The following is a 19,172-nucleotide window of genomic DNA, read 5'->3' as shown; positions in this document are numbered from 1 at the left end:
CCCGGAGCTGTGGGGTTACCGCGTGGGGTGCGCGCTCGGAGTGCCCTTGCGGGGCGGGGACGGGTCAGCACTCGGATGGCTGGTCGGGTGGGTGCTCGGGTCGGCGGCGTGGCTCGCTCCCGGACTGCCGGGCCGATGGCTCGCGCCAGGTGTGTCCGGATGCGTCGGCGCGGTGCCGGGACGCCCCTTTGACTGCGCGGTCGGCGAGCCGCCTTGGCCCTTGCCGTGACCGGCCAGGACCGGAGCGCAGTAGCCCGGCACACCGGCCTGGCCTCCGGCGGCTGCGACCAGTTCGGCGAAGCGGTGCTCGGCCAGCACACCGCTGGAGCTTCGGCCACGGTCCTGGTCGAAGGCGCGGCAGAGCTCAGCCAGGGCGGTAGGTACCGCGGCGGGCGAGCTGGTGACCGTTCCCTGGGGCAGCTTGCCTGGCGCTCCCGCACTGGCCGGTGCTCCCGCACTGGCCGGTGCTCCCGCACTGGCCGTTGCGGCCGGGACCGGACCGCTGCGCGCGGGGCTGCCACCCAGGGTGGCGGGAAGGTTGCCGGTGGCGGCCGCGACGGCGACGCCGCCGACAGCGGTGGCCAGGAGAGCGGCCACCGCCTTCGCGCTCAGGAGGAGCCGCGCCAGCACGGACGTGCGCATCGATCGCTTTCGGGACGGTGGGACAGGGGCGAGGCGAGCCGCCCGAAACGCGGCCAGTGCCGACTGCTCACCAGACAGCTCGCCCTCGGCTGCGGGAGCAGCGGCGGCGGCGAGTAGTCCCGCGAGAGCGTCATGGCCGACCGCCGTGCCAACCCCGGCCCCGCCAAGCAGCTGCTCGGCCGTGTCGTGGTCGATCCGACGTGATCGGTTGGTGCTCATCTCATGTCCTTCAGCGTCGAAACCGTCGTCGGTGTCACTCCCGGAGCGAAATTATTTTCCGGCGGCTTCGGCCGGCCCCCACCGCGAGCGTTCCCCCTTCGGCCCGCCTCCTGCTGCTCGAGGAGACTGGCCAGCTTGCGCAGGCCCCGGTGCGCCGCCATCCGCACGGCCCCGGCCCGTTTGCCGAGTACTCGCGCTGCTTCGTCCGCGTCCAGTTCCATGACCACCCGCAGCAGCACGGCCTCAGCCTGATCGCGCGACAGTCCGGCGATCAGCGCCAACGCCTCAGCGGTGCCGACGGTGGCAAGGGCCGCCCCCTCGGTGTCCTCGGCCGACGGCCGGTCCAGGAGGGACTCCACAGGCACGCTGCTCCTCGGCTGCCGACGTCGGCTGCGCAGCAGGTCCATCGCCCGGTTGCGGCCGATCGTCGCCGCCCAGCCACGGAACCCGTCAAAGTCCCCGCTGAACGATCCCAGATCACGGGTGATCTGCAGCCACGCCTCGGATGCCACATCCTCGGCGTCCTCTCCGACCAGCACGGTCAGGTAGCGCAGCAGTCCGGGCTGTACTGCCCTGAACAGGGTCCTGAACGCCGCCTCATCCCCCTGTTGCGCCGCTCTGACCTGGTCGGACATGTCTCCCGGACCCCGCTGTCGCGGCACTCCCGGGCCTCCCGTCTCGCCGTCGGCCCCGCCGAACTTCTCCGCAATGTGCACGCGGACATCATGCGGCACGCCTCACCCCGTCGCCGACATTCCCCAGCATCCTCGAGCGCCCATGACCCGCCCGCGGTCGTCGCTTGGCGAGCAATGAACTGGTCGGGGCCGTCACGGCCGCTGGCTGAGGGAACTCGGCCGGACCCGGCCGGCTGCCGCCCTGGGTGACGAAGACGACGCGGTGTCCCGTAGACCTCGCCCAATCGTGGCTGGACGAGGTATACGGTCAACCGGCGGATCCCACCTACTACCAGACCATCACGCAGTTGCCCCGAGTACCCCGGCACGGACCCGTCCGCCGGGAGTGATGAGGCGTCAGTTCTGCCGTAGTGCGGGCATGGGGATCGGGATTGTGTAGGTGCTCGCGCCCACTCCGACGCCGCCCTGGCAGGTGTTGGGCGGGTCGGTGGTGACGCCTCGGGTGGAGGGCATTTCGGCGGCCCAGAACATGTAGCCGAGCATCCCGGGCGTGGTTCCGGCTCCGGCCGGGGCGGCGCTCTGCAGCCAGCTGCCGGTGGAGTTCTGCAAGGAGGCGGAGAAGTTGTTGCACTCGGGGCGGACCGTGGAGCCTTGGGCGATGTAGAGGCTGCCGGTGAATTTGGCAGGGGCCAGCGGCCCGATCGCCGGGCTGTAGTTCGCCTTGCCGGTGATGTGCTCCTGCCAGTTGGATTCTGCTCCGCTGGTGGAGGGCTGCTTGCTGGGCACCATGGCGTTGGCGTAGTCCAGCACGGGATTGGCGGTGGTGAGCCAGTTGGCGGTGGCGTACTGGTCCAGGCCGATCAGATAGCGGTCGCCGGCGGCGACGTCGATGGTCAGCCGTGCGGTCGGGTCTGCGCCGGTGGTGTCGTAAGGGTGCGCGGCGCGGTAGGCCGTGATGAAGGACTGCAGTCCGGTCAGGTTGGGGCTGGAGCTGTTCTCGTAGTCGATCTCGACGCCGACACCCAGCTGCGTCGCCAGGGCGGCCGCCTTCTGCCCCAACCCGGTGGGGTTCTGGCTGAGCGCGGTGTCCCAGTCGCCGGTGTAGGTGATTCCGCCGATCGAGAGCATCACCCGGATCCCGTGGCTGGTGAAGTAGTTGACCACGGCGGCGTTCATGCCCAGGGGGGCTCCGTTGGTGTCGCCGCTGTCGGTGGTGCCGTTGAGCAGCTTCAGCGGGTTGACGAAGCTCAGCACCACCAGGTTGACCGAAGGGTGGCCGTCGCCGCGGTCGATCAGCCAGTGGTTGTTGGTGTCGAAATCGGTCATGTTGCGCACCGTTGCCCAGGTACAGGCATCGTTGCCGCAGTGCCAGGCCCCGTAGACCTGGATCGGACTGGTGGCCGCGGCAGCCGCGGCGCCCTGGGACGGGGCGGCGGCGGTTCCGCTCGCCGCCGCAGCGAGCAGCACCAATGTGCTTGCGAGTGATCTGATTCTGCCTACGTGCATGCGCATGCATCGCCTCCCGGCGAACGGTTCCTCCAGATGTGGACGACAGCGTGAGCCTCCGTCAGGCCCACGTCAATGGTGCAGACCAATCCGGATCATCCTCCGGGCGCCGCGCGAAGCGAACCGACGGCGCGTGCCACGGCAGTCGTCTGACATCTCGTCACCGCTCCGGCTCGGCTCCGGGCGATACATGGTGCGTGTGCGGTGCATCAATTGGGTAGGCAGGTCGCTTTGTTAAACCTGAGGATCATCTTCCGTTACCCCCTTGTCGGGGACTGGTCACCTCGCTAACGTTCACGCCCAGTTGCCACCCCGGAACGTGGAGGCAGCCAGTTCCGCCTGCGTTCCCACCGCAGTTGGGCCATCCCCACATGCGGTCGCACCTGCACGCCCCCCGGTCAACCAGCCTCAGGAGGCAGTACGTTGCGCACCACTTCGATATCCGCGTCCGCCCGTCGGATCGCCGTTCCCCTCATCGGCTCCGCCGCTCTCGCGACCAGCGCGCTCTTCGCGGTCGCGGCCCCCGCCGACGCCGCCGGACACGGCGTCACCTGGGCCCGCGCCTGCGCCGTGGTGACCACCCCCGGTCAGGCGTACTGCAACGCCCTGCACGTCACCAGCGTCACCGAGCACATCCGTGCCACCGGCATCACGCCCAACGCGACGCCCTCCGGCTTCGGCCCCAGCGACCTGCTCAGCGCGTACAACCTCCCGGCAGGCGGCGGCGCCGGCCAGACCGTCGCCATCGTCGACGCCTACAACGACCCCAACGCGGCCGCCGACATGGCCACCTACCGCGCCCAGTACGGCCTGCCCGCCTGCACCGTCGCCAGCGGCTGCTTCAAGCAGGTCAACCAGAAGGGCAGCACCAGCAGCCTTCCGCGCAACAACTCCTCCTGGTCCGGCGAGATCTCCCTGGACCTGGACATGGTCTCCGCCATCGCCCCCAACGCCCACATCATCCTGGTCGAGGCGTCCACCGCGTCCATGACCAACCTGGGTACCGCGGTCAATGAGGCCGCCACACTGGGCGCCACCGAGATCTCCAACAGCTACGGCGGCTCCGAGTCCTCCGCGGACACCGGCTACGACAGCACCTACTTCAACCACCCGGGCATCGCCATCACCGTCTCCTCCGGCGACTCCGGCTACGGCGTGCAGTACCCGGCCGCCTCCCCCAACGTCACCGCGGTTGGCGGCACCTCACTGACCAAGGCATCCAACACCCGCGGCTGGTCCGAAAGCGTCTGGAACACCAGCAGCACCGAAGGCGCCGGCTCCGGCTGCTCCGCCTACGAGCCCAAGCCCACCTGGCAGACCGACAGCGGCTGCAGCCACCGCACCGTCGCTGACGTCTCCGCGGTCGCCGACCCGGCCACCGGCGTCGCGGTCTACCAGACCTACGGCGGCTCCGGCTGGACCGTCTACGGCGGCACCAGCGTCGCCGCCCCCCTGATCGGCGCGGTCTACGCCGACGCCGGCTCGCACGCGGGCAACCCAGCGGCCGACGCCTACGCACACACCTCGGCGCTCAACGACGTCACCACCGGCGCCACCGCCAGCTGCACCCCCGCCTACCTGTGCACCGCCGAGATCGGCTACGACGGCCCCACCGGCCTGGGCACCCCCAACGGCCTGGGCGCCTTCACCGGCTGATCCGGCACGACGTGAAGAAGCCCCGGCCGCACCCCCATGGTGGCCGGGGCTTCGCCACGCCACTCCTGGTCAACCAGGGGGGACGGGCGCTCACGGGTTCGCTGGGCGGCTGTTCCCAAGCGCACCTGTCCTGCGGCCCACCTGGTCGACCAGCGAGCACGCCCCTCCCTCGGCTCCGCCGGTTGCGACGACGGCTTCCACCCCGACCTTCCGGACCACCCCATGGCGGCCACACCGACCCCGGCGCGCGCTACCAGGTGCAGCACCAGACCACCGGGCTCGGTCGGGACAATCCCGGGCCGGGCCGAGCTGGGCCCGGATCGGGTCGGACGCGCTCACCGTCCTGTTCCAGGTGGCTGACGATCGGTGCCCGTCGGAGCACACTGGAATCATCCGTCGAGCGGTCCGGTGGCGCTCATCGCGACCGCGGCATCTGCCGCCGACGGTCCGGATCGAGCGACGCGAGCAGGAGGAGCCATGCCCGCGCCAGTGGTGCCCCACCCGGGCTCGCGCCCGACCAGTGTTCTGGGCCGTGCCGGACACACTCTGCTGCACTGGTGGCCCGCCCGGCAGGTGCCGCCGCGTCCCAACCGCGACGCACAACTGCAGGCCCTCCTGGCGGTCCTCGACGACGCGGTGGCGGCCCAGCGCCTGGCCGACCAGGTGGTCGCCGCGTGCGGGGAGCCCGGACCGGTGACCGACTCGGTCGCCAGGGACGGCGCACAGCAGCTGAGCACCTTCAACCACCTGGCCCAACGGCTGCGCGAACTCACCGTCGACGCTGACCTGGCACAGATGCGGGAGCGGGCCGCGCGGCTGCTGGCCTACCACATGTGGATGATCCACGAGTCGCTCAGACTCGCCTTCAGCTTCCAGCTGGACAACAGCCGCGTCGAGGCCGCCCGCCTGCGCGTCAACGGTCTGGGCGCCCCGGCCGATGCCCTGCGGGAGCTGCGGGACGACATCAGGCTCCTGGCGGCTGGCGCCCGCGGGGAGGAGGTGGCACGGTGACGGCGCCGCTGATGTCGGCGCGGTCGGGGTTGATGTCGACCATCCATGTCGTGTCCTACCCCGCGATGGGCCTGCCCGCGGTGATCGGCGGCTTGCTTTCCGCAGTGGCGCGGGAGGCTGCGCCGGAGAGGGTGTGCGCGAAGTGGTGACTCGTGGGTGAACGGCTACGACACTCTGCAGCGCTGCATCCGAGCCGACCCGAGCGCACGGCACTGGGCAAGGAGAACCGGTCCACGATTGGCGAATCCGTCGAGGTCAAAGGTCGAGGTCACAGGTCGAGGTCACAGGGCGTCGTCGTCCTCCCCTTCCGGGATGAGGTGCATCGCGGCCTCCTCGGCCGATGCCGCTCCGCCGTCGATGCCGACGTCCTCGGCCGTGAGGTCCTGCTCGCTGCTGGGGTAGTCCTCCTGCCGGTGAGCAGCGAGCCGGCCGGTGCGTCTCACTCCCACCTCTGAGTCCCACAGCTCTCCGTCGGTGTCCACGGTGTCGCCCAGGCCGTCCCCCGCGAAGGCCCGAACGTCGGGGAGCTCATGATCCAATCGCGTTTGGAGGCTCTCGCCCTGGTACTGCTCGGCCCCGGTGACGCCTGGGCCCTCGACCGCCCACGCCCTCTCCGGTGGGGAGTATCCCTCGTCCAGCGCCCCGGCCGCGCGGTCGTCCAGCGTGTCCTCGGCATCCAGGATGCCCTCGTCGTCCTGCACCTCGGACCCGTCGGGCTGGTAGACCCCGTCGCCCGTCATGTCGTCGCTCATGCTTGTCCGACCCTTCTTGCCGTTCCTCCGCGCGGCTCGCGTCGTGGCCGCAAGCCCGGTCTCCGCGCCGACGAGCGCCGGTTTCGTGCGCGGCACCGCATTCCCGATATCCAGCTCTCCGGTCTTCAATTCAACCATCGGGACCCCTTCGCAGCGCGCCACCGCTCGAACCAGTCGATCCAGAGCGCGGGAGCCCCCCACGCGCGGGGCGGTCTGCCCGGTCCCCAGCCGCCGGCCGGTCGGTACCCGGCAGCTGTCGTGCTCGCGCGCCGCCGCGCGTTCCGCGGAAAGATGACTGGAAGAGCAGTGCGAGTTCCGATCGAGAGAAGGCCGTCATGGCATCGACGCAGAGAGGCCAGGAGGAGCAGCGGATCCTGCACCGCATCAGCGCCATGATCGCTGACGAGCAGGCCCTGCGGGAGCAGCTCACAGCACAGCAGATCGACGCGGCTTCTGAACACGAGCAGCTCGCTGCACTGGAGCGCGAGCTGAACCAGTGCTGGGACCTGCTGCGTCAGCGCCGGGCCAAGAGCGAAGCAGGGCTGGATCCGGGCGAGGCCGCGGTGCGGCCCGCCTCGCAGGTGGAGGACTACCTGTCCTGACCGGTCGGCCTCGTGCCGCCGTCGTCCTGCCGGGGGAGCACGGCCTGGGCCAGGTCGAGGGCCGGTCCCGGCAGATCCCGCCGGACGTCGTTGACCGACTCGGCGTCGGCTGGGAGGAGCATGCCCGCCAACTCGCCTCAGGGCTGGGTTGATCAGCGAGCGCTGTCTCCAATACGGCACGATGGGACCATGATTCGTACGCTCGATCAGGGTGGCTCCGGCATACCGTCCCGACTCGGACGGCTCTCCGCGACCGAGAGGCGGGTGTGGTTGGCCTTTACCCGCGGAGAGAAGGTGGACCTGCGGGTCGGCGACGCGGAGGTCGACAATCCGGCGAACGCCGACCAGTGGGGTGCGGACCGGGTGGTGCGCGGCGAGGTGGTGGCAGCGCTGTTGCTGGGCGCGGGGCCGAGCACGGCCGGGTGCGTCGGGGCGGTCCGGATCGCCGGGGCCAGGATCACCGGCGAACTGTCGGTGGACCACGGGCGGGTGGCCGCACCGTTGTTGCTGCAGGGGTGTCTCTTCGAGGGGCCGGTCAACCTGGACGAGGCGGTGACCGAATCCATAGACCTGAGCGGCTCGCAGCTGACCACCCTCTCCGCGTACGGCGCGCATGTGCGTGGGACCTTGGACCTGCACGACCTGGTGGTCAACGGCACCCCCGAACGTGCGGTGCACGCGGACGGAATCACCGTGGACGGCAGTCTGATCGCCGACAGGATCAAGGTGACCGGTTCGCTCTGCCTGATCAATGCGGTGATCGGCGGTCAGGTGACCCTCAACGAGGCGGAGCTCACCAATGCGGGGCCGGAGGGAAAGGCGCTCAACGCGGGCGGGATGCGGGTCGGCCGCAGTCTGCTGGCCAAACGACTGGTGGCGTCCGGTGAGGTGCGGTTGCCGGGCGCGCACATCGGCAGTGCGCTGCTGTTCGACGGTGCGACGCTGACCTGCGAGGGCGCCGACGCCTTCAACGGCGGTGCCCTCACCGTGGCCAGCAGTGCGTACTTCCGCCTGGACGAGCCCAAGGGGGATGTACCCTTCTCGGCGCACGGCACGGTGCGTCTGGTCGGTGCCAGGATCGGCGGTGGTCTGCACTTCACCGGGGCACAACTGGAACGCATCGAACCGGTGGCGGGGGCGGCCAACGAGGGTGAGGCACCCGAGGAACAGCCCGTCATCGCCGCGAGCGGGCTGGTGGTCGAGGGCAGCCTCTACCTCGTCAAGGGCTTCAGCACCGAGGGCGAGATCCGGCTGACCGGCGCCCGGATCACCGGGCACCTCGACATCCGCGAAATGTCCAGCCCCAAAGCGCTGCTGACGCTGTATGCGGCGACGGCCCTGGGCGGAATCCGCGACTCCCTTGACTCATGGCCCGGCAGGTTGAACCTGGACGGCTTCACCTACGGCGCCTTCGACGCCTACTTCAGCCCCAGGGAACGGCTCCAACTGCTTGACCGCATGGTCAGGCGCGACGACGCGGTCACGGTGGGTGCGTACCGGGCCCAGCCCTACGAGCAGCTCGCCGCCTACTACCGCAGCCTCGGCAATGACGGCGACGCCAGGACGGTACTGCTGGCCAAGCAGCGTGCGCAGCGCGCGCGACTCCCTTTCTGGCAGCGGCTGCCGGGCCATCTCCTGGACCTGCTCGTCGGTTACGGTTACCGGCCGCTGCGGGCGATCGGCTGGGCGGTGGGGCTGATGGTGGCGGGCAGTGTGTACTTCAGCGAGGTCACGCCCCAGCATGTGAGCACGGAGGACCACTCCCTGTTCAATCCGGTGCTCTTCGCGGCCGACCACCTGGTCCCGATCATCCGCTTCGGCCAGCCCGAGGTCTGGCAGTACCACGGCCTGGCCGCTGTGGTCACGGTCGTGCTGACCGTGCTCGGCTGGACCCTGGGCATCGCCATCGCTGCAGCGGCGAGCCGGACCCTCACCCGTAGTTGAACCACCCGGTGCGCGGGTACAGTCGCGCGGCGGACGCGGGACGCCTCCCCTGAAGGCATCCCAGCACGCCGACCGCCGCGCGGCCTCGCGGGCAGAGCACGAAATCGGCCAGGCCGGCTCTTGGGTCCTCAGGCGCGTGGCGTGTGTCGGCGGTACCTGAGTCACCGTCCTCGTTTGTAGTGACAGGGCGTCGCGTTCATGCCACAGTGACGGTTTTGGTGCGACTTCCCTGAGTTCAGGGCAAGCGCATCGACCGGAAAGCACGGGGGAGAGAACTCGATCATGGCGATGAGACGACTGACCGGATATCTGGTGACGGCAACGCTGGTGGTCGCCGCATTGGCGGGATGTGACTCGTCCGCGTCGAGCCCCCGTGCGGGCGGGACCACGCAGATTTCACCGGCCCAGGTCGCCGCCGCCAGGAACGCGACTCTGATGGTCGTTGACGACTACGAGAGGGCCGGCTCCGCCGCCGAACTCGGCACCGCGAAGAAGGCCGATCCGGGCGGCGTCGCCCAGTACTTCGCCGATCAGAACGCTGCCAGAAGGTTCCAGGGCAGCGGCGGGATCGGCGCGCCCCTGGGCTGCGGCGTCGCCGCGGGCAAGCACGTCGTCGACGGCGCGGTCATCGGCACGCCGGTGGCGTCGCAGAACGCGATCTCGATACCGGTGAGCCTGTACATCGGGACCAAGCAGGCGGCTCAGGTATCCGTCACGGCCGACGCGGCCAGCGGGAGGCTGAAGGACTTCTCCTGCGGTCCGGTCGCCGCCCCCGATCTGCCCGGTGTGCAGGCACTCGTCGGCTACTACGGCGGATCCGTCGCGGCCGGCACCGACACCTCGGCCACAGCGGCGATCAACCAACTCAAGCAGCAGTTCCTGACCCCGGCCTTCGCGAAGTGGGACTGGCCCGGGCTGCGAACCGATGCCGCGACCTGCGCCGAGGACACGATGCCGTACTGGCACGCGGTCTACGCGCCGACAGCCGCCCCCACCGGTGGGGCGCAGTGGTACTTCTGGCCCGCAGGCCAGCAGGTCATCATGTCGGTGGCCGTCAATCCGACCGCGAACCGCGTGGCATGGGTCTTCTGCCTGGGCGAGCTCATCCCGAAATGGGCCCCCGCTGCGTATTCGGACGATCAGATCCAGAGCTACGTCGGCGACCTGTTCAACACCTACGCCTATCTCCGTGCGCTGCAACCAGTCGGCGCCGACGCGTCCGTCATCAGGACGTACTTCGTCTCGCCGGACGCGTACAAGGCCGCTGCCGACAGCACCGGGCCCCAGCCGCTCGAATGCTCGCAGACCGCCGCGGGCAGCATCGGCGCCGACAGTGTCAAAGTCACCGGAACCACCGCCACCGTCGCTTTGACCTCCGCACCCTCGCCGCATCCGGTCACCGCCGGGCAGTCCGCTCTCGGCCACCCGAAGGTCATCCTCGATCTGGCCACCATGAAGATCGCGTCAGTCTCCTGCAGCTGAGCCGGTCGGCTGTCCGAGCCACTGGTGACGGTGAGCGCCCCCGGTCGGCATACTGCGCGGATGGTCCTTTCTACTTCGGCGGACGCCTGCGCGCAATGATCGGGGGAACCGCGGCACCGGCGGGCCGGGCGGCCGCGGCGCCGGTCCGGAAGCCCCCCGTAGACGGGTCGGACAACAGGGCTGGTGGGGTGCATCCGACAGCCTCCGCAATCCCGACTGGGTCCGACGCCAACTACCCCGGCACGCAAGGATGGAACTACCAGATGCCAGTTCGCGGTGTCCTCTTCGACGTCGACGACACCCTCTTCGACTATTCCGCTTCGGAGAAGTTCGGCCTGCTCGCGCACCTGACGGCGCAGGGGCTACTGGACCGGTTCCCAACACCCGAGGAAGCACTTGCCCTCTGGCGGCGCATCATGGAAGAGGAATACAACCGCTTCACGGCGGGCGAACTCACGTTCGCTGACCAGCAGCGCGCGCGAACCAGGCGGTTCCTCTCGCATCTCGGACACCTGCCGGCCGGCGGGATGTCCGACCTGGAGGCATCCTCCTGGTTCGCCGGCTACGGAGAGCACCAAAACACCAGATGGTCGGCGTTCCCGGACGCCGCCCCCCTACTCGAAACCCTTGCCCCCGCCTACCGACTCGGCGTGGTCTCGAACTCATCGCTGGAACACCAACGTCGCAAACTCAAGATGATCGGGCTTCTCGAGTACTTCGGCGATGTCATCGTCTGCTCGGACGCACACCAGGCGGCCAAGCCCACACCGAGCATCTTCCACGCGGGATGCACCTTGCTCAGCCTGGCACCGCACGAGGTGGCCTACGTGGGCGACAGGTACACGATCGACGCCGTCGGCGCACGCGATGCCGGCCTGCACTCGTACTGGCTCGACCGCACAGGCGCCAGCGAGGGCGTAGCGATCGGCCACGGCATCCACGTGATCCGCTCACTGGACGAACTCCCGGCCGCACTCGCCCACTGACCCGGCCCCGGGATACCACCGCCCAAGGCGGCTTCTCTCGCACGCAGTTGAGCAAGCAGAGCCCCCGCCCCCGGCAGGTCGCAACTATCCGTCCGCTGTGAGCAGTTCGGCCGGAGCCAGACGCGACAGCGCCCGGATCGGGAAGGCCAGTGCCGCAGCACAGCAGCGCCACGCCCGCGCGATCGCCTTCAGCGGGTCCATCGCCAGTGCCGGGGTGCCGGGCTTGGACTGGCGGAACTCGAGGATTCATCACGCTCGCTGCTCAAAGACATCAGATCCTGCTGTTGGACGGCTCAATCCCCGACCAGCAGACTCTGAAACAGATCTCGACTCTGGAGGTAGACCGATGGAGTACCGCACCTTGGGCAGCACCGGCACGGTGGTGTCCACGCAGTGTCTGGGCACGATGACGTTCGGCAACGAGAGCAGCGAGGAGGTCTCTCACGCGCAGCTCGACCGGTTCGTCGAGCGCGGCGGGAACTTCATCGACACCGCCGACGTGTACTCCCGCGGCGTGTCGGAGGAGATCATCGGCCGCTGGCTGGCGGCTCGGCCGGGGACGCGGGACCGGCTCGTCATCGCGACGAAGGGACGCTTCCCGATGGGCGACGGGCCCAACGACGCCGGCTTGACGCGCACTCACCTGTCCCGGGCGCTGGACGCGAGCCTGCGGCGGCTCGGGGTCGAGACCATCGACCTCTACCAGGCACACGCCTGGGATCCCCTGACGCCGATCGAGGAAACGCTCGGCTTCTTCGACGACGCGGTGCGCGCCGGCAAGATCCGGTACGCGGGCGTCAGCAACTTCCTCGGCTGGCAGTTGCAGAAGGCGTCGCTGCTGGCGCAGTTCCGTGGGCTCGCGCCGATCGTGACGCTGCAGCCCCAGTACAACCTGCTCATACGCGACATCGAGTTCGAACTGGTGGACGTTTGCCGCAACGAGAACATCGGGATCCTGCCGTGGTCGCCGCTGGCCGGTGGCTGGCTGACCGGGAAGTACCTGCGCGACCAGAGCCCGACCGGCGCGACCCGGCTCGGCGAGGACCCGCGCCGAGGTATGGAGGCCTATGCCCCGCGCAATGCGCAGGAACGCACCTGGCAGGTCATCGACGCGGTACGGCAGGTCGCCGAGGGACGCGGAGTGTCCCTGTCACAGGTGGCGCTGGCCTGGGTCGCGGACCAGCCTGCAGTCACCTCGGTGATCCTCGGCGCGCGCACGGTCGAACAGCTCGACGACAACCTCGCCGCCGCCGACCTGCACCTGTCGGAGAAGGAGGCAGCGCAGCTCACCGAGGCCAGCTCGCCGATCGTGTCCGACTATCCGTACGGCATACCGGGCGTCCAGCAGCGCTCGCGCGCCCTGAACCCCTTCGGCTGACATCGCGGTCATGACCATCGGCTCGGGGCGGCTCGGGGCGGCTCGGCTCGGTTCGGGCGACGTGTTCGTGCTGGGCTGCGGCGCCGGGAAGCTCCGGGGGCTTGCTCTCCGGCTTCCGGGAGTGGCTGATCGTGCGTCTCGACGACCGCCTGGTGACCGTCAGCGGGGCCGGCCCCGCGTGGGGCCGGCCCTACTGGGGCTTCGCGGCGTCCCCCACCCGGGACGGCGAAGCGATCGCGAGGGGCAACCGCACCCCGCGCCTGGTCAGGGGCGCGGGTCGGGACGGCGGCGACCCCTTGCGTGTGGGGGTGAGGCGATGCTCGGGTCAGGCCCGGAAGCGCCTCGCACCACCGACGATGCCCGCCGGTTGTTACCTCGGTGCTGCCGATTCATGTCGTGCACATATCAGTCTCGGGAAACGGGTTCACGGCCGCTGCTCCGGTGCAGACGCAGCACGTGCGGCTGGAGGACGCGGCCCTGCAGCCGGGCCAGGTCGGGGACTTGATGGCCCTGGAGTACCTTGCCCAGGACCTGGTGCCGCCTACGGCCGACTGAGGTTGACGAATACCAACTTCAGATCGCCGCGCACCATGGTCACATCGTCACCGTGGTTGTCCTGCCCCGCCTCCGCGTCGACAGCCGCCTGCCACGTGGCCTGGTCCGTCGCGGAGGTGATGGCGTCCCATCGTGCGGCGTCTCCGAGGTCATCGGCGGCAAGCGTCTTCTCGTAGGCGGTCGCGCCGGCCTGCCCGGGGTGCCTGCCGAGCCAGGCGGCCTCGGCCCGTTCCGCGTCGGCGACTTGACGGGAGTAGGCCTGGCTGACCTGCCACCGGTCGGCCTTCTGGAACACCTGGGCGGGGACCTCCCTGTCCTGCTCGAGTTTCAGGAAGTCCAGTTGCACGGCGGTGTAATCCCTGCGGAACTGCAGCAGCTTCATGGAGTACGGGCCATCCGTGAAGCGGAGGTAGCACCGCACCTGCCGGGAGCCCGCGTCCCAGCTCTGCCGGGTGGGGTACATGAAGTCCACCACGACGTTTCCGGGCAGTGCCACCGGGTCGGGGAACGTCGCGTACTCCGTGTCCAGACAGGTGCGGTAGCTCTCCGCCTCGGTCACGCCCGCGTCGCCGTACGAGGTGAAGGGCGCCTTCGTCGTCGCGAGGTACTGGGCGTCATGCGGCTGGTCGCACGCCACCACGCCCACCCACTGCGACGTCCCGTCGGGGCGCATGAAGCAGGTCCCCGGCTGCAACTGCGTCATCAGCCGCGTGCCCGGCGCGAACGGGGTCCCCGGCTTCGCGTGACTGGACAGGTACACCACGTCGGCGATCACCACCCCGGCCCCCGCCAGCACCCACAGCGCCGAGAGCACCAGCCCGGCTATCGCCAGCCCCTTGCCGCGCTGCCGGGTACGGCTGATGCGCACCAACGCGACGATGCCGAAGACCACGCTCACCGGGACGATCGCCAGCAGCCCGAGCACAAACGAGGTGACGGCCTGCCCGTTCGTCCCCTGCGCCGGCGGCTGCGGCATCCGCGCCGGGACGGCCCAGAAGGTCTCCCTCGGCAAGGCCACGCCCTGCGGGGTGGGCGCGTGCGGTGCGTCCGCTGCGTCCGGCGGTGGCGTACTCATGTTCTCCCCCGATCATGTGTGGCAGCGCAGACTAGCGGATCGCCGCACCTCAATCGCCACCCGGCCCCGTTGCGGGCCGCAGGCTGGGCACAACTGGGAGCTCTGCGGCCGCGGCGTGGCCCGGCCTAGCGACCTCGATCTGCGGCGTGGGGACGCTGGTCGACACCGGCGCCTCCTCGCTGATTTCCGACGCATCACCGACCACCACCGCATCGCCGCGCGCGGCAAAAGGCGGCACCGGCGCGACGTAACCGGCGCACGCACAGGACCAGCCCGAGCGGCTGCCACGTTGATCGTTTCCGGAGTCCCGCCTAGGCTCTGGTGTTCATGGGCATGGGGGAACCGGGCCGCGGGCGGCGGCTGTGGCGCGACTGGCTGGTCAGGCACCGTATAGCAGCGACTCTGCTGACGGGGGCGGTAGGACTGGCTGCTCTGGGCGCGGTGTTGGTCGTCCTGCCGGGCTGGGTGGTCGGCTACGACCTGGCCGGGGCGAGGGTTGCCCCGCAGGACCAGCTCAATGCGGTCAACAGCGTCCGAACAACGCTCCTTCAGGCAGTCGGCGGTATGGCCGTGCTCTTCGGCGCGTACGCCACCTGGCGGCAACTGCGGGTCAGTCAGGACGGCCTGCGCGCCACTCAGGAGGGCTACCTGACGGACCGCTTCAGCCGGGCGGTCGACCAGCTCGGCAGCGACAAGCAGGATGTGCGCATCGGCGGGCTCCACGCCCTGTGGCGGATCGCGGAGCACTCGGCGCGCGACCGCGAAGCCATCATTTCGATCCAGGCCGCGTTCCTGCGTTCGCACCTGCCCTGGCCGCCCGCCGGGTCGCAATCGCCGCCACCGGAGGCCCCCATCAACGACGTGGCCCCGCTGGAGACACGCGCCGCGGATGCCCAGGTGGCCTTGACCGGGCTCGGCGTCCTGTGCCAGCACCGGGAGCAGTCCTGGGTCAACCTCAGCGTCACCGACCTGCGCCGGGCAGACTGCGACGGGCTGTGGCTGAACGAGGTCAATTTCGACCGCGCCTGCATGGAGGCGGCAGGCCTTTACCACGCCAACCTGACCCGGGCGTCGCTGGTCTCCGTCAACCTCCGGCACGCTGAGCTCAGGACCGCGATCCTGCGCCAGGCCCGCTGCGTGCTGGCCGACCTGCGGGGAGCGCGGTTGGTCGAAACCGACCTGCGCGACGCCGACTTCACCGACGCGGACATGCGGGAGGCGAACCTGCGCAAGGCCGACGCCCGGGGCGCGGTCCTGCGCCGCGCCGATCTGCGACTGGCTGACCTGCGCGGCGCCGACCTGAGCTCGGTCGAGCTCCAAGAGGCACGAATGACCGGCGCACTTGCCAGCGAGCGGACTGTCTGGCCGGCCGGATTCGACCCCGTGGCAGCCGGAGTCGTCGTCACCGCAGACCCGGGCCCTGAACCCTCGCCGCTACTGCAGCCGCCCGCGCTCTTGCTCGCGGTTCCGCCACTGCGATCAGTCCCGTGACCGAGCCACCAGGCAGGGCCGCAGGCAGGGCAGATGGGACAAGCAGACACCCGGGACGAGTCCATCACCGACAGGAGGAGAAGCGGGTCGATGCTGGTCTGACTGGTGCGGATGATTGCCGCCGGTATTCTGCACGACATGATCAACTCATATGCGAGCCTTGACGATGCTGGGGTTGCCATAGCCGCAGCACGTGCCGGCGCGGATGTGGTGCGCACCATGTACGGCCAGCGGCTCACCCACATCGACAAGGGCGCCGGGGACTTCGCCACTGCGGCCGATGTCGAGGCCGAGAAGGCGATCCTCGGCGTCATCCGTTCCGTGCGATCCGACGATGCGGTGCTCGGCGAGGAGGGCGGGCAGCAGGGAGCCGCCGAGGCTGTGCGCCAGTGGTTGGTGGATCCCTTGTGCGGCACGCTGAACTACGCCGTCGGCAACATGCTGGTGGCAGTCAACGTGGCGCTGCGCGACGGGGCAGCGGCGGTGGCCGACCCGTTCAGTGCCGAGATCTTCTTCACCGACGGCGAGACCGCCCGGGTGCGGCGCGACGGGGCCGAGGCACAGCTGGCGCCCACGTCCGCCAGTCAGTTGGTGGACGTCAACCTGGATCCGCCGTTTCCGAGCGCGCCCGGCTTCCGGGCCGTGGACCTGCTGGCCCACCCCGGGTTCGTCGAGCGGTTCCGGCCCCGAGTCGTCTCCACGACACTGGCGTTGGCCTGGGTCGCCGCCGGCAAGCGCGCGGCGTACGTCACCGATGGCGGCGACCTGTCCGGGAGCGTGCATTTCGCCGCCGGCATCGCTCTGTGCCAGGCAGCCGGCTGCGTAGTCACCGGGATCGACGGCGCCCCGATCGGACAGGCAGGCCGCGGACTTGTCGTGGCCGCCGACATCGAAACCCACGGGCTGCTGATGTCGATGATCCGCAGCCGAAGCTAGAACCGCCTGAAAGGCGGTCCCCGCGCCGCTCAGGGCTATGACCAGTGCTGACCGCACAGGAGTGGTCAGGATCAGTGGCATCGGGCCCTGAGCTGCCAGGATCCCCTGCTCCTTGCCTCACATCGTCCGGGTGGGAACAGGGCGGGGAAGGTGGGGGTGAAGAGCGTGCGTTCGTCAGGGACGGTCTGTTGACCTCTGCTTGATCACTTGCCTGTAGGGTGCCCAGTCATGGTCGACGATTGGCGAGCGGACAGGATCGGCAGTGCTCTGAAGGGCGCGAACCCAACGGTCCTGAGGAGGTTGGACGCCGGATTCGCAGTGATCGGAGACATTCAGTTCCTGCCGGGATACTCGGTCCTTCTCACGGATGAGCCTCAGGTACAGCGCCTGTCGGAGCTTCCGCGAGCCAAGCGCCGGGCCTTTCTGGCTGACATGGACCGGCTGGGCGAGGCCGTGGAGCGGGCCTGTCGCGCGCTGGATCCAGATTTCCGGCGAGTGAATCTTGAGATTCTCGGGAACACCGACGGCTTTCTGCACGCGCATGTGTGGCCACGCTTCGAGTGGGAGCATTCCGAACTTGTCGGTCACCCGGTGTGGCTGTATCCGTTGGAGAACTGGCGCGATCCGGCCTTCGCGCTCAGCTCGGAGCACGACGCGTTGCGCGAGGCGCTCGGCCATGAGCTCGATCTGCTGTCCGCGCGGGACGCAGGCCCAGAAGGCGAGGACTGATGCGCGGCAGGGCCCAGCGACCGTCAGGTCGCCGGGCCCTGGCGATCCGTCGCGGTCAGCCGATACGCGAAACGGAGCAGCGTGAGCGACCATCATGTCGCTGGCGCCGAGGGCGATTTCGAGCGGGTCGACCCGTACGGATGAGGTCCTCGCCACGCACAGGCGTCAGAAGTTGATCATGTGTCCGGCCAGGCCGTGGATGGCCTCCTTGACGGCCTCGCCGAGCGTGGGATGCGCGTGGACGTTGCGTGCCACCTCGTGGACCGTCAGGTCCCACTGCTGCGCCAGCGTCAGTTCAGGCAGCAACTCGGTCACCTCGGGCCCGATCAAGTGGGCGCCGAGCAGTTCGCCGTAGCGGCCGTCGCTGATCACCTTGACGAAGCCGACCGGGTCGCCCAGGCCGTGGGCCTTGGCGTTCGCGGTGAACGGGAACTTGACCACCTTGACGTCGTAACCCTGCTCGCGCGCCTGCGCCTCGGTCCAGCCGAAGCTGGCGATCTGCGGCTGACAGTAGGTGGCTCGCGGGATCATGACGAAGTCGAGTTCCATGGTCTCCGCGTCGGCGATGGTCTCCGCCGCGATCACCCCCATGGACTCGGCCGCGTGAGCCAGCATCAGCTTCGCCGTGACATCGCCGATGGCGAAGATGTGGGGCACGTTGGTGCGGCCGCGCCCGTCGACGTCGATCGCGCCGCGGTCCGTCAGCTTGACCCCGGCGTTCTCCAGCCCGTAGCCAGTGACGCGCGGCGCGAAGCCGATGGCCTGCAGGACCTTGTCGGCCTCCAGCACCTGCTGCTGCCCGTCGCGGGTGACGGTGACCCGGACCTTGGCGGCAGGATCACTGTCGTCGATCGACTCGACCCGAGTGGACGTCAGTACCTCGATGCCCAGTCGGCGATAGCGCTTGGCCAGCTCCGCGGAGATCTCGACGTCCTCCAACGGGACGACCCGGTCGAGGAACTCGACGACGGTCACCTTCACGCCGTAGTTGTGCAGCACATAGGCGAACTCGACACCGATGGCACCCGCACCGGCGATGATGACGCTCTCCGGCAGCGAGTCGGCGAGGATCTGCTCCTCGTAGGTGACGACGCGCTTGCTCAGGGAGGTTCCCGGCAGCAGTCGGGTGGTGGCGCCGGCCGCGATGATGCAGTGATCGAAAGTCACCGTGTCGGTCCCGCCCGCGTTGAGCGCAACCTGGAGCGTGTGGTCGTCGGTGAAGGTGCCGCGGCCGTCGTACTCGGTGATGGCGTTCTTCTTCATCAGGTAGTGGACCCCGGCGACTCGGCCGTCTGCGACCTTTCGACTGCGCCGGTACGCCTCCGCGTAGTCGAAGCTGACCTTGCCCTCGACCCGCATCCCGAAGGTCTTCGCCTCGTGGGTGAAGATGTGGGCGAGTTCGGCGTTGCGCAGCAGCGCTTTGGAGGGGACGCAGCCGACGTTCAGGCACACGCCCCCCCAGTACTTCCCTTCGATCACCGCGGTGCGCAGTCCGAGCTGGGCCGAGCGGACTGCGGCTGTGTAGCCACCCGGTCCCGCTCCCAGGACCACGACGTCAAAGTGTGTACTCATC

The 19,172-nt window shown here is 69.5% G+C and carries 18 protein-coding genes; 11 read left to right on the top strand and 7 right to left on the bottom strand.

Translation table 11 applies throughout. From position 1 onward, the window contains the following. Positions 1 to 15: 15 nt before the first annotated feature. The 3 genes from ABIA33_RS14555 to ABIA33_RS14545 all read right to left on the bottom strand — a co-directional run bounded on the left by ABIA33_RS14555 (position 16) and on the right by ABIA33_RS14545 (position 3,008). Positions 16 to 861, bottom strand: a complete 846-nt coding sequence (locus tag ABIA33_RS14555; protein WP_370081326.1) for a hypothetical protein — start codon at positions 859 to 861, stop codon at positions 16 to 18. Continuing rightward, positions 858 to 1,496, bottom strand: a complete 639-nt coding sequence (locus ABIA33_RS14550; protein ID WP_370081324.1) for an RNA polymerase sigma factor — start codon at positions 1,494 to 1,496, stop codon at positions 858 to 860. The genes ABIA33_RS14555 and ABIA33_RS14550 overlap by 4 nt, the downstream gene beginning before the upstream one ends. A 396-nt stretch (positions 1,497 to 1,892) precedes the next feature. Further along, positions 1,893 to 3,008 carry a hypothetical protein gene (locus tag ABIA33_RS14545; RefSeq protein ID WP_370081322.1) on the bottom strand — a complete coding sequence of 372 codons (1,116 nt, stop codon included), beginning with the start codon at positions 3,006 to 3,008 and terminating at the stop codon, positions 1,893 to 1,895. 417 nt (positions 3,009 to 3,425) lie between these two features. Between ABIA33_RS14545 and ABIA33_RS14540 the strand changes: the two genes are divergently transcribed. The 3 genes from ABIA33_RS14540 to ABIA33_RS14530 all read left to right on the top strand — a co-directional run bounded on the left by ABIA33_RS14540 (position 3,426) and on the right by ABIA33_RS14530 (position 5,818). Continuing rightward, complete coding sequence (locus ABIA33_RS14540; RefSeq protein WP_370081320.1) at positions 3,426 to 4,658, top strand: peptidase S8; 1,233 nt, start codon at positions 3,426 to 3,428, stop codon at positions 4,656 to 4,658. A 477-nt stretch (positions 4,659 to 5,135) separates the two neighbouring features. Beyond that, the gene (locus ABIA33_RS14535; protein WP_370081318.1) at positions 5,136 to 5,669 is read left to right on the top strand and encodes a hypothetical protein; all 534 of its coding nucleotides are present in this window, start codon (positions 5,136 to 5,138) and stop codon (positions 5,667 to 5,669) included. Beyond that, complete coding sequence (locus ABIA33_RS14530) at positions 5,666 to 5,818, top strand: hypothetical protein (protein WP_370081316.1); 153 nt, start codon at positions 5,666 to 5,668, stop codon at positions 5,816 to 5,818. The genes ABIA33_RS14535 and ABIA33_RS14530 overlap by 4 nt, the downstream gene beginning before the upstream one ends. Positions 5,819 to 5,950: 132 nt before the next feature. On the opposite strand, the gene ABIA33_RS14525 is transcribed toward ABIA33_RS14530, so the two are convergent. Next, entirely contained in the window at positions 5,951 to 6,421 is a 471-nt protein-coding gene (locus ABIA33_RS14525; RefSeq protein ID WP_370081314.1) for a DUF5709 domain-containing protein, read from the bottom strand. Between the two features lie 335 nt (positions 6,422 to 6,756). Between ABIA33_RS14525 and ABIA33_RS14520 the strand changes: the two genes are divergently transcribed. Continuing rightward, the gene (locus ABIA33_RS14520) at positions 6,757 to 7,023 is read left to right on the top strand and encodes a DUF2630 family protein (RefSeq protein ID WP_370081312.1); all 267 of its coding nucleotides are present in this window, start codon (positions 6,757 to 6,759) and stop codon (positions 7,021 to 7,023) included. Here ABIA33_RS14520 and ABIA33_RS14515 read toward each other — a convergent pair. After that, positions 7,011 to 7,145 carry a hypothetical protein gene (locus tag ABIA33_RS14515; protein WP_370081310.1) on the bottom strand — a complete coding sequence of 45 codons (135 nt, stop codon included), beginning with the start codon at positions 7,143 to 7,145 and terminating at the stop codon, positions 7,011 to 7,013. The two genes, ABIA33_RS14520 and ABIA33_RS14515, sit on opposite strands and share 13 nt — an antisense overlap. Before the next feature lie 67 nt (positions 7,146 to 7,212). On the opposite strand from ABIA33_RS14515, the gene ABIA33_RS14510 reads away from it, so the two are divergent. The 4 genes from ABIA33_RS14510 (at position 7,213) to ABIA33_RS14495 (ending at position 12,813) form a co-directional block, all read left to right on the top strand. Next, positions 7,213 to 8,967: a hypothetical protein gene (locus tag ABIA33_RS14510; RefSeq protein WP_370081308.1), complete on the top strand. Its 1,755-nt coding sequence runs from the start codon at positions 7,213 to 7,215 to the stop codon at positions 8,965 to 8,967. 282 nt (positions 8,968 to 9,249) lie between these two features. Beyond that, positions 9,250 to 10,449: a hypothetical protein gene (locus ABIA33_RS14505; RefSeq protein ID WP_370081306.1), complete on the top strand. Its 1,200-nt coding sequence runs from the start codon at positions 9,250 to 9,252 to the stop codon at positions 10,447 to 10,449. Between the two features lie 263 nt (positions 10,450 to 10,712). Beyond that, entirely contained in the window at positions 10,713 to 11,435 is a 723-nt protein-coding gene (locus ABIA33_RS14500; RefSeq protein WP_370081304.1) for an HAD family hydrolase, read from the top strand. 346 nt (positions 11,436 to 11,781) lie between these two features. Beyond that, positions 11,782 to 12,813 (top strand): aldo/keto reductase, encoded by a 1,032-nt coding sequence (locus ABIA33_RS14495; protein ID WP_370081302.1) that lies wholly within the window; start codon positions 11,782 to 11,784, stop codon positions 12,811 to 12,813. 541 nt (positions 12,814 to 13,354) lie between these two features. Here the strand turns inward: ABIA33_RS14495 and ABIA33_RS14490 are convergent. After that, complete coding sequence (locus ABIA33_RS14490) at positions 13,355 to 14,443, bottom strand: septum formation family protein (protein ID WP_370081300.1); 1,089 nt, start codon at positions 14,441 to 14,443, stop codon at positions 13,355 to 13,357. Between the two features lie 327 nt (positions 14,444 to 14,770). On the opposite strand from ABIA33_RS14490, the gene ABIA33_RS14485 reads away from it, so the two are divergent. The 3 genes from ABIA33_RS14485 to ABIA33_RS14475 all read left to right on the top strand — a co-directional run bounded on the left by ABIA33_RS14485 (position 14,771) and on the right by ABIA33_RS14475 (position 17,599). Continuing rightward, positions 14,771 to 15,934: a pentapeptide repeat-containing protein gene (locus ABIA33_RS14485; RefSeq protein WP_370081298.1), complete on the top strand. Its 1,164-nt coding sequence runs from the start codon at positions 14,771 to 14,773 to the stop codon at positions 15,932 to 15,934. A gap of 138 nt (positions 15,935 to 16,072) precedes the next feature. Continuing rightward, positions 16,073 to 16,870, top strand: coding sequence for an inositol monophosphatase (locus ABIA33_RS14480; RefSeq protein ID WP_370081296.1), 798 nt, complete (start codon positions 16,073 to 16,075; stop codon positions 16,868 to 16,870). Positions 16,871 to 17,098: 228 nt separating this feature from the next. After that, positions 17,099 to 17,599, top strand: coding sequence for a diadenosine tetraphosphate hydrolase (locus ABIA33_RS14475; protein ID WP_370081294.1), 501 nt, complete (start codon positions 17,099 to 17,101; stop codon positions 17,597 to 17,599). A 165-nt stretch (positions 17,600 to 17,764) separates the two neighbouring features. Here the strand turns inward: ABIA33_RS14475 and lpdA are convergent, their stop codons facing one another. Beyond that, on the bottom strand, positions 17,765 to 19,171 hold the full coding sequence (gene lpdA / locus ABIA33_RS14470) for a dihydrolipoyl dehydrogenase (protein ID WP_370081292.1): 1,407 nt from the start codon (positions 19,169 to 19,171) through the stop codon (positions 17,765 to 17,767). Between the last annotated feature and the right edge of the window lies 1 nt (position 19,172).

This window comes from Streptacidiphilus sp. MAP12-16, from assembly GCF_041262165.1.
In the GTDB taxonomy this organism is placed as follows: domain Bacteria; phylum Actinomycetota; class Actinomycetes; order Streptomycetales; family Streptomycetaceae; genus Streptacidiphilus.
The sequence above is the reverse complement of the archived record's forward strand: the minus strand, read 5'-3'. Positions and strand labels throughout refer to the sequence as shown.

Excerpts from the sequence above, each read along its gene's own strand:
- ABIA33_RS14555 (WP_370081326.1), bottom strand. The coding sequence starts at position 861 with ATGAGCACCAACCGATCACGTCGGATCGACCACGACACGGCCGAGCAG.
- ABIA33_RS14550 (WP_370081324.1), bottom strand. The coding sequence starts at position 1,496 with ATGTCCGACCAGGTCAGAGCGGCGCAACAGGGGGATGAGGCGGCGTTC.
- ABIA33_RS14545 (WP_370081322.1), bottom strand. The coding sequence starts at position 3,008 with ATGCGCATGCACGTAGGCAGAATCAGATCACTCGCAAGCACATTGGTG.
- ABIA33_RS14535 (WP_370081318.1), top strand. The coding sequence starts at position 5,136 with ATGCCCGCGCCAGTGGTGCCCCACCCGGGCTCGCGCCCGACCAGTGTT.
- ABIA33_RS14525 (WP_370081314.1), bottom strand. The coding sequence starts at position 6,421 with ATGAGCGACGACATGACGGGCGACGGGGTCTACCAGCCCGACGGGTCC.
- ABIA33_RS14520 (WP_370081312.1), top strand. The coding sequence starts at position 6,757 with ATGGCATCGACGCAGAGAGGCCAGGAGGAGCAGCGGATCCTGCACCGC.
- ABIA33_RS14515 (WP_370081310.1), bottom strand. The coding sequence starts at position 7,145 with ATGCTCCTCCCAGCCGACGCCGAGTCGGTCAACGACGTCCGGCGGGAT.
- ABIA33_RS14510 (WP_370081308.1), top strand. The coding sequence starts at position 7,213 with ATGATTCGTACGCTCGATCAGGGTGGCTCCGGCATACCGTCCCGACTC.
- ABIA33_RS14505 (WP_370081306.1), top strand. The coding sequence starts at position 9,250 with ATGGCGATGAGACGACTGACCGGATATCTGGTGACGGCAACGCTGGTG.
- ABIA33_RS14500 (WP_370081304.1), top strand. The coding sequence starts at position 10,713 with ATGCCAGTTCGCGGTGTCCTCTTCGACGTCGACGACACCCTCTTCGAC.
- ABIA33_RS14495 (WP_370081302.1), top strand. The coding sequence starts at position 11,782 with ATGGAGTACCGCACCTTGGGCAGCACCGGCACGGTGGTGTCCACGCAG.
- ABIA33_RS14490 (WP_370081300.1), bottom strand. The coding sequence starts at position 14,443 with ATGAGTACGCCACCGCCGGACGCAGCGGACGCACCGCACGCGCCCACC.
- ABIA33_RS14485 (WP_370081298.1), top strand. The coding sequence starts at position 14,771 with ATGGGCATGGGGGAACCGGGCCGCGGGCGGCGGCTGTGGCGCGACTGG.
- ABIA33_RS14480 (WP_370081296.1), top strand. The coding sequence starts at position 16,073 with ATGATCAACTCATATGCGAGCCTTGACGATGCTGGGGTTGCCATAGCC.
- ABIA33_RS14475 (WP_370081294.1), top strand. The coding sequence starts at position 17,099 with ATGGTCGACGATTGGCGAGCGGACAGGATCGGCAGTGCTCTGAAGGGC.
- lpdA (WP_370081292.1), bottom strand. The coding sequence starts at position 19,171 with ATGAGTACACACTTTGACGTCGTGGTCCTGGGAGCGGGACCGGGTGGC.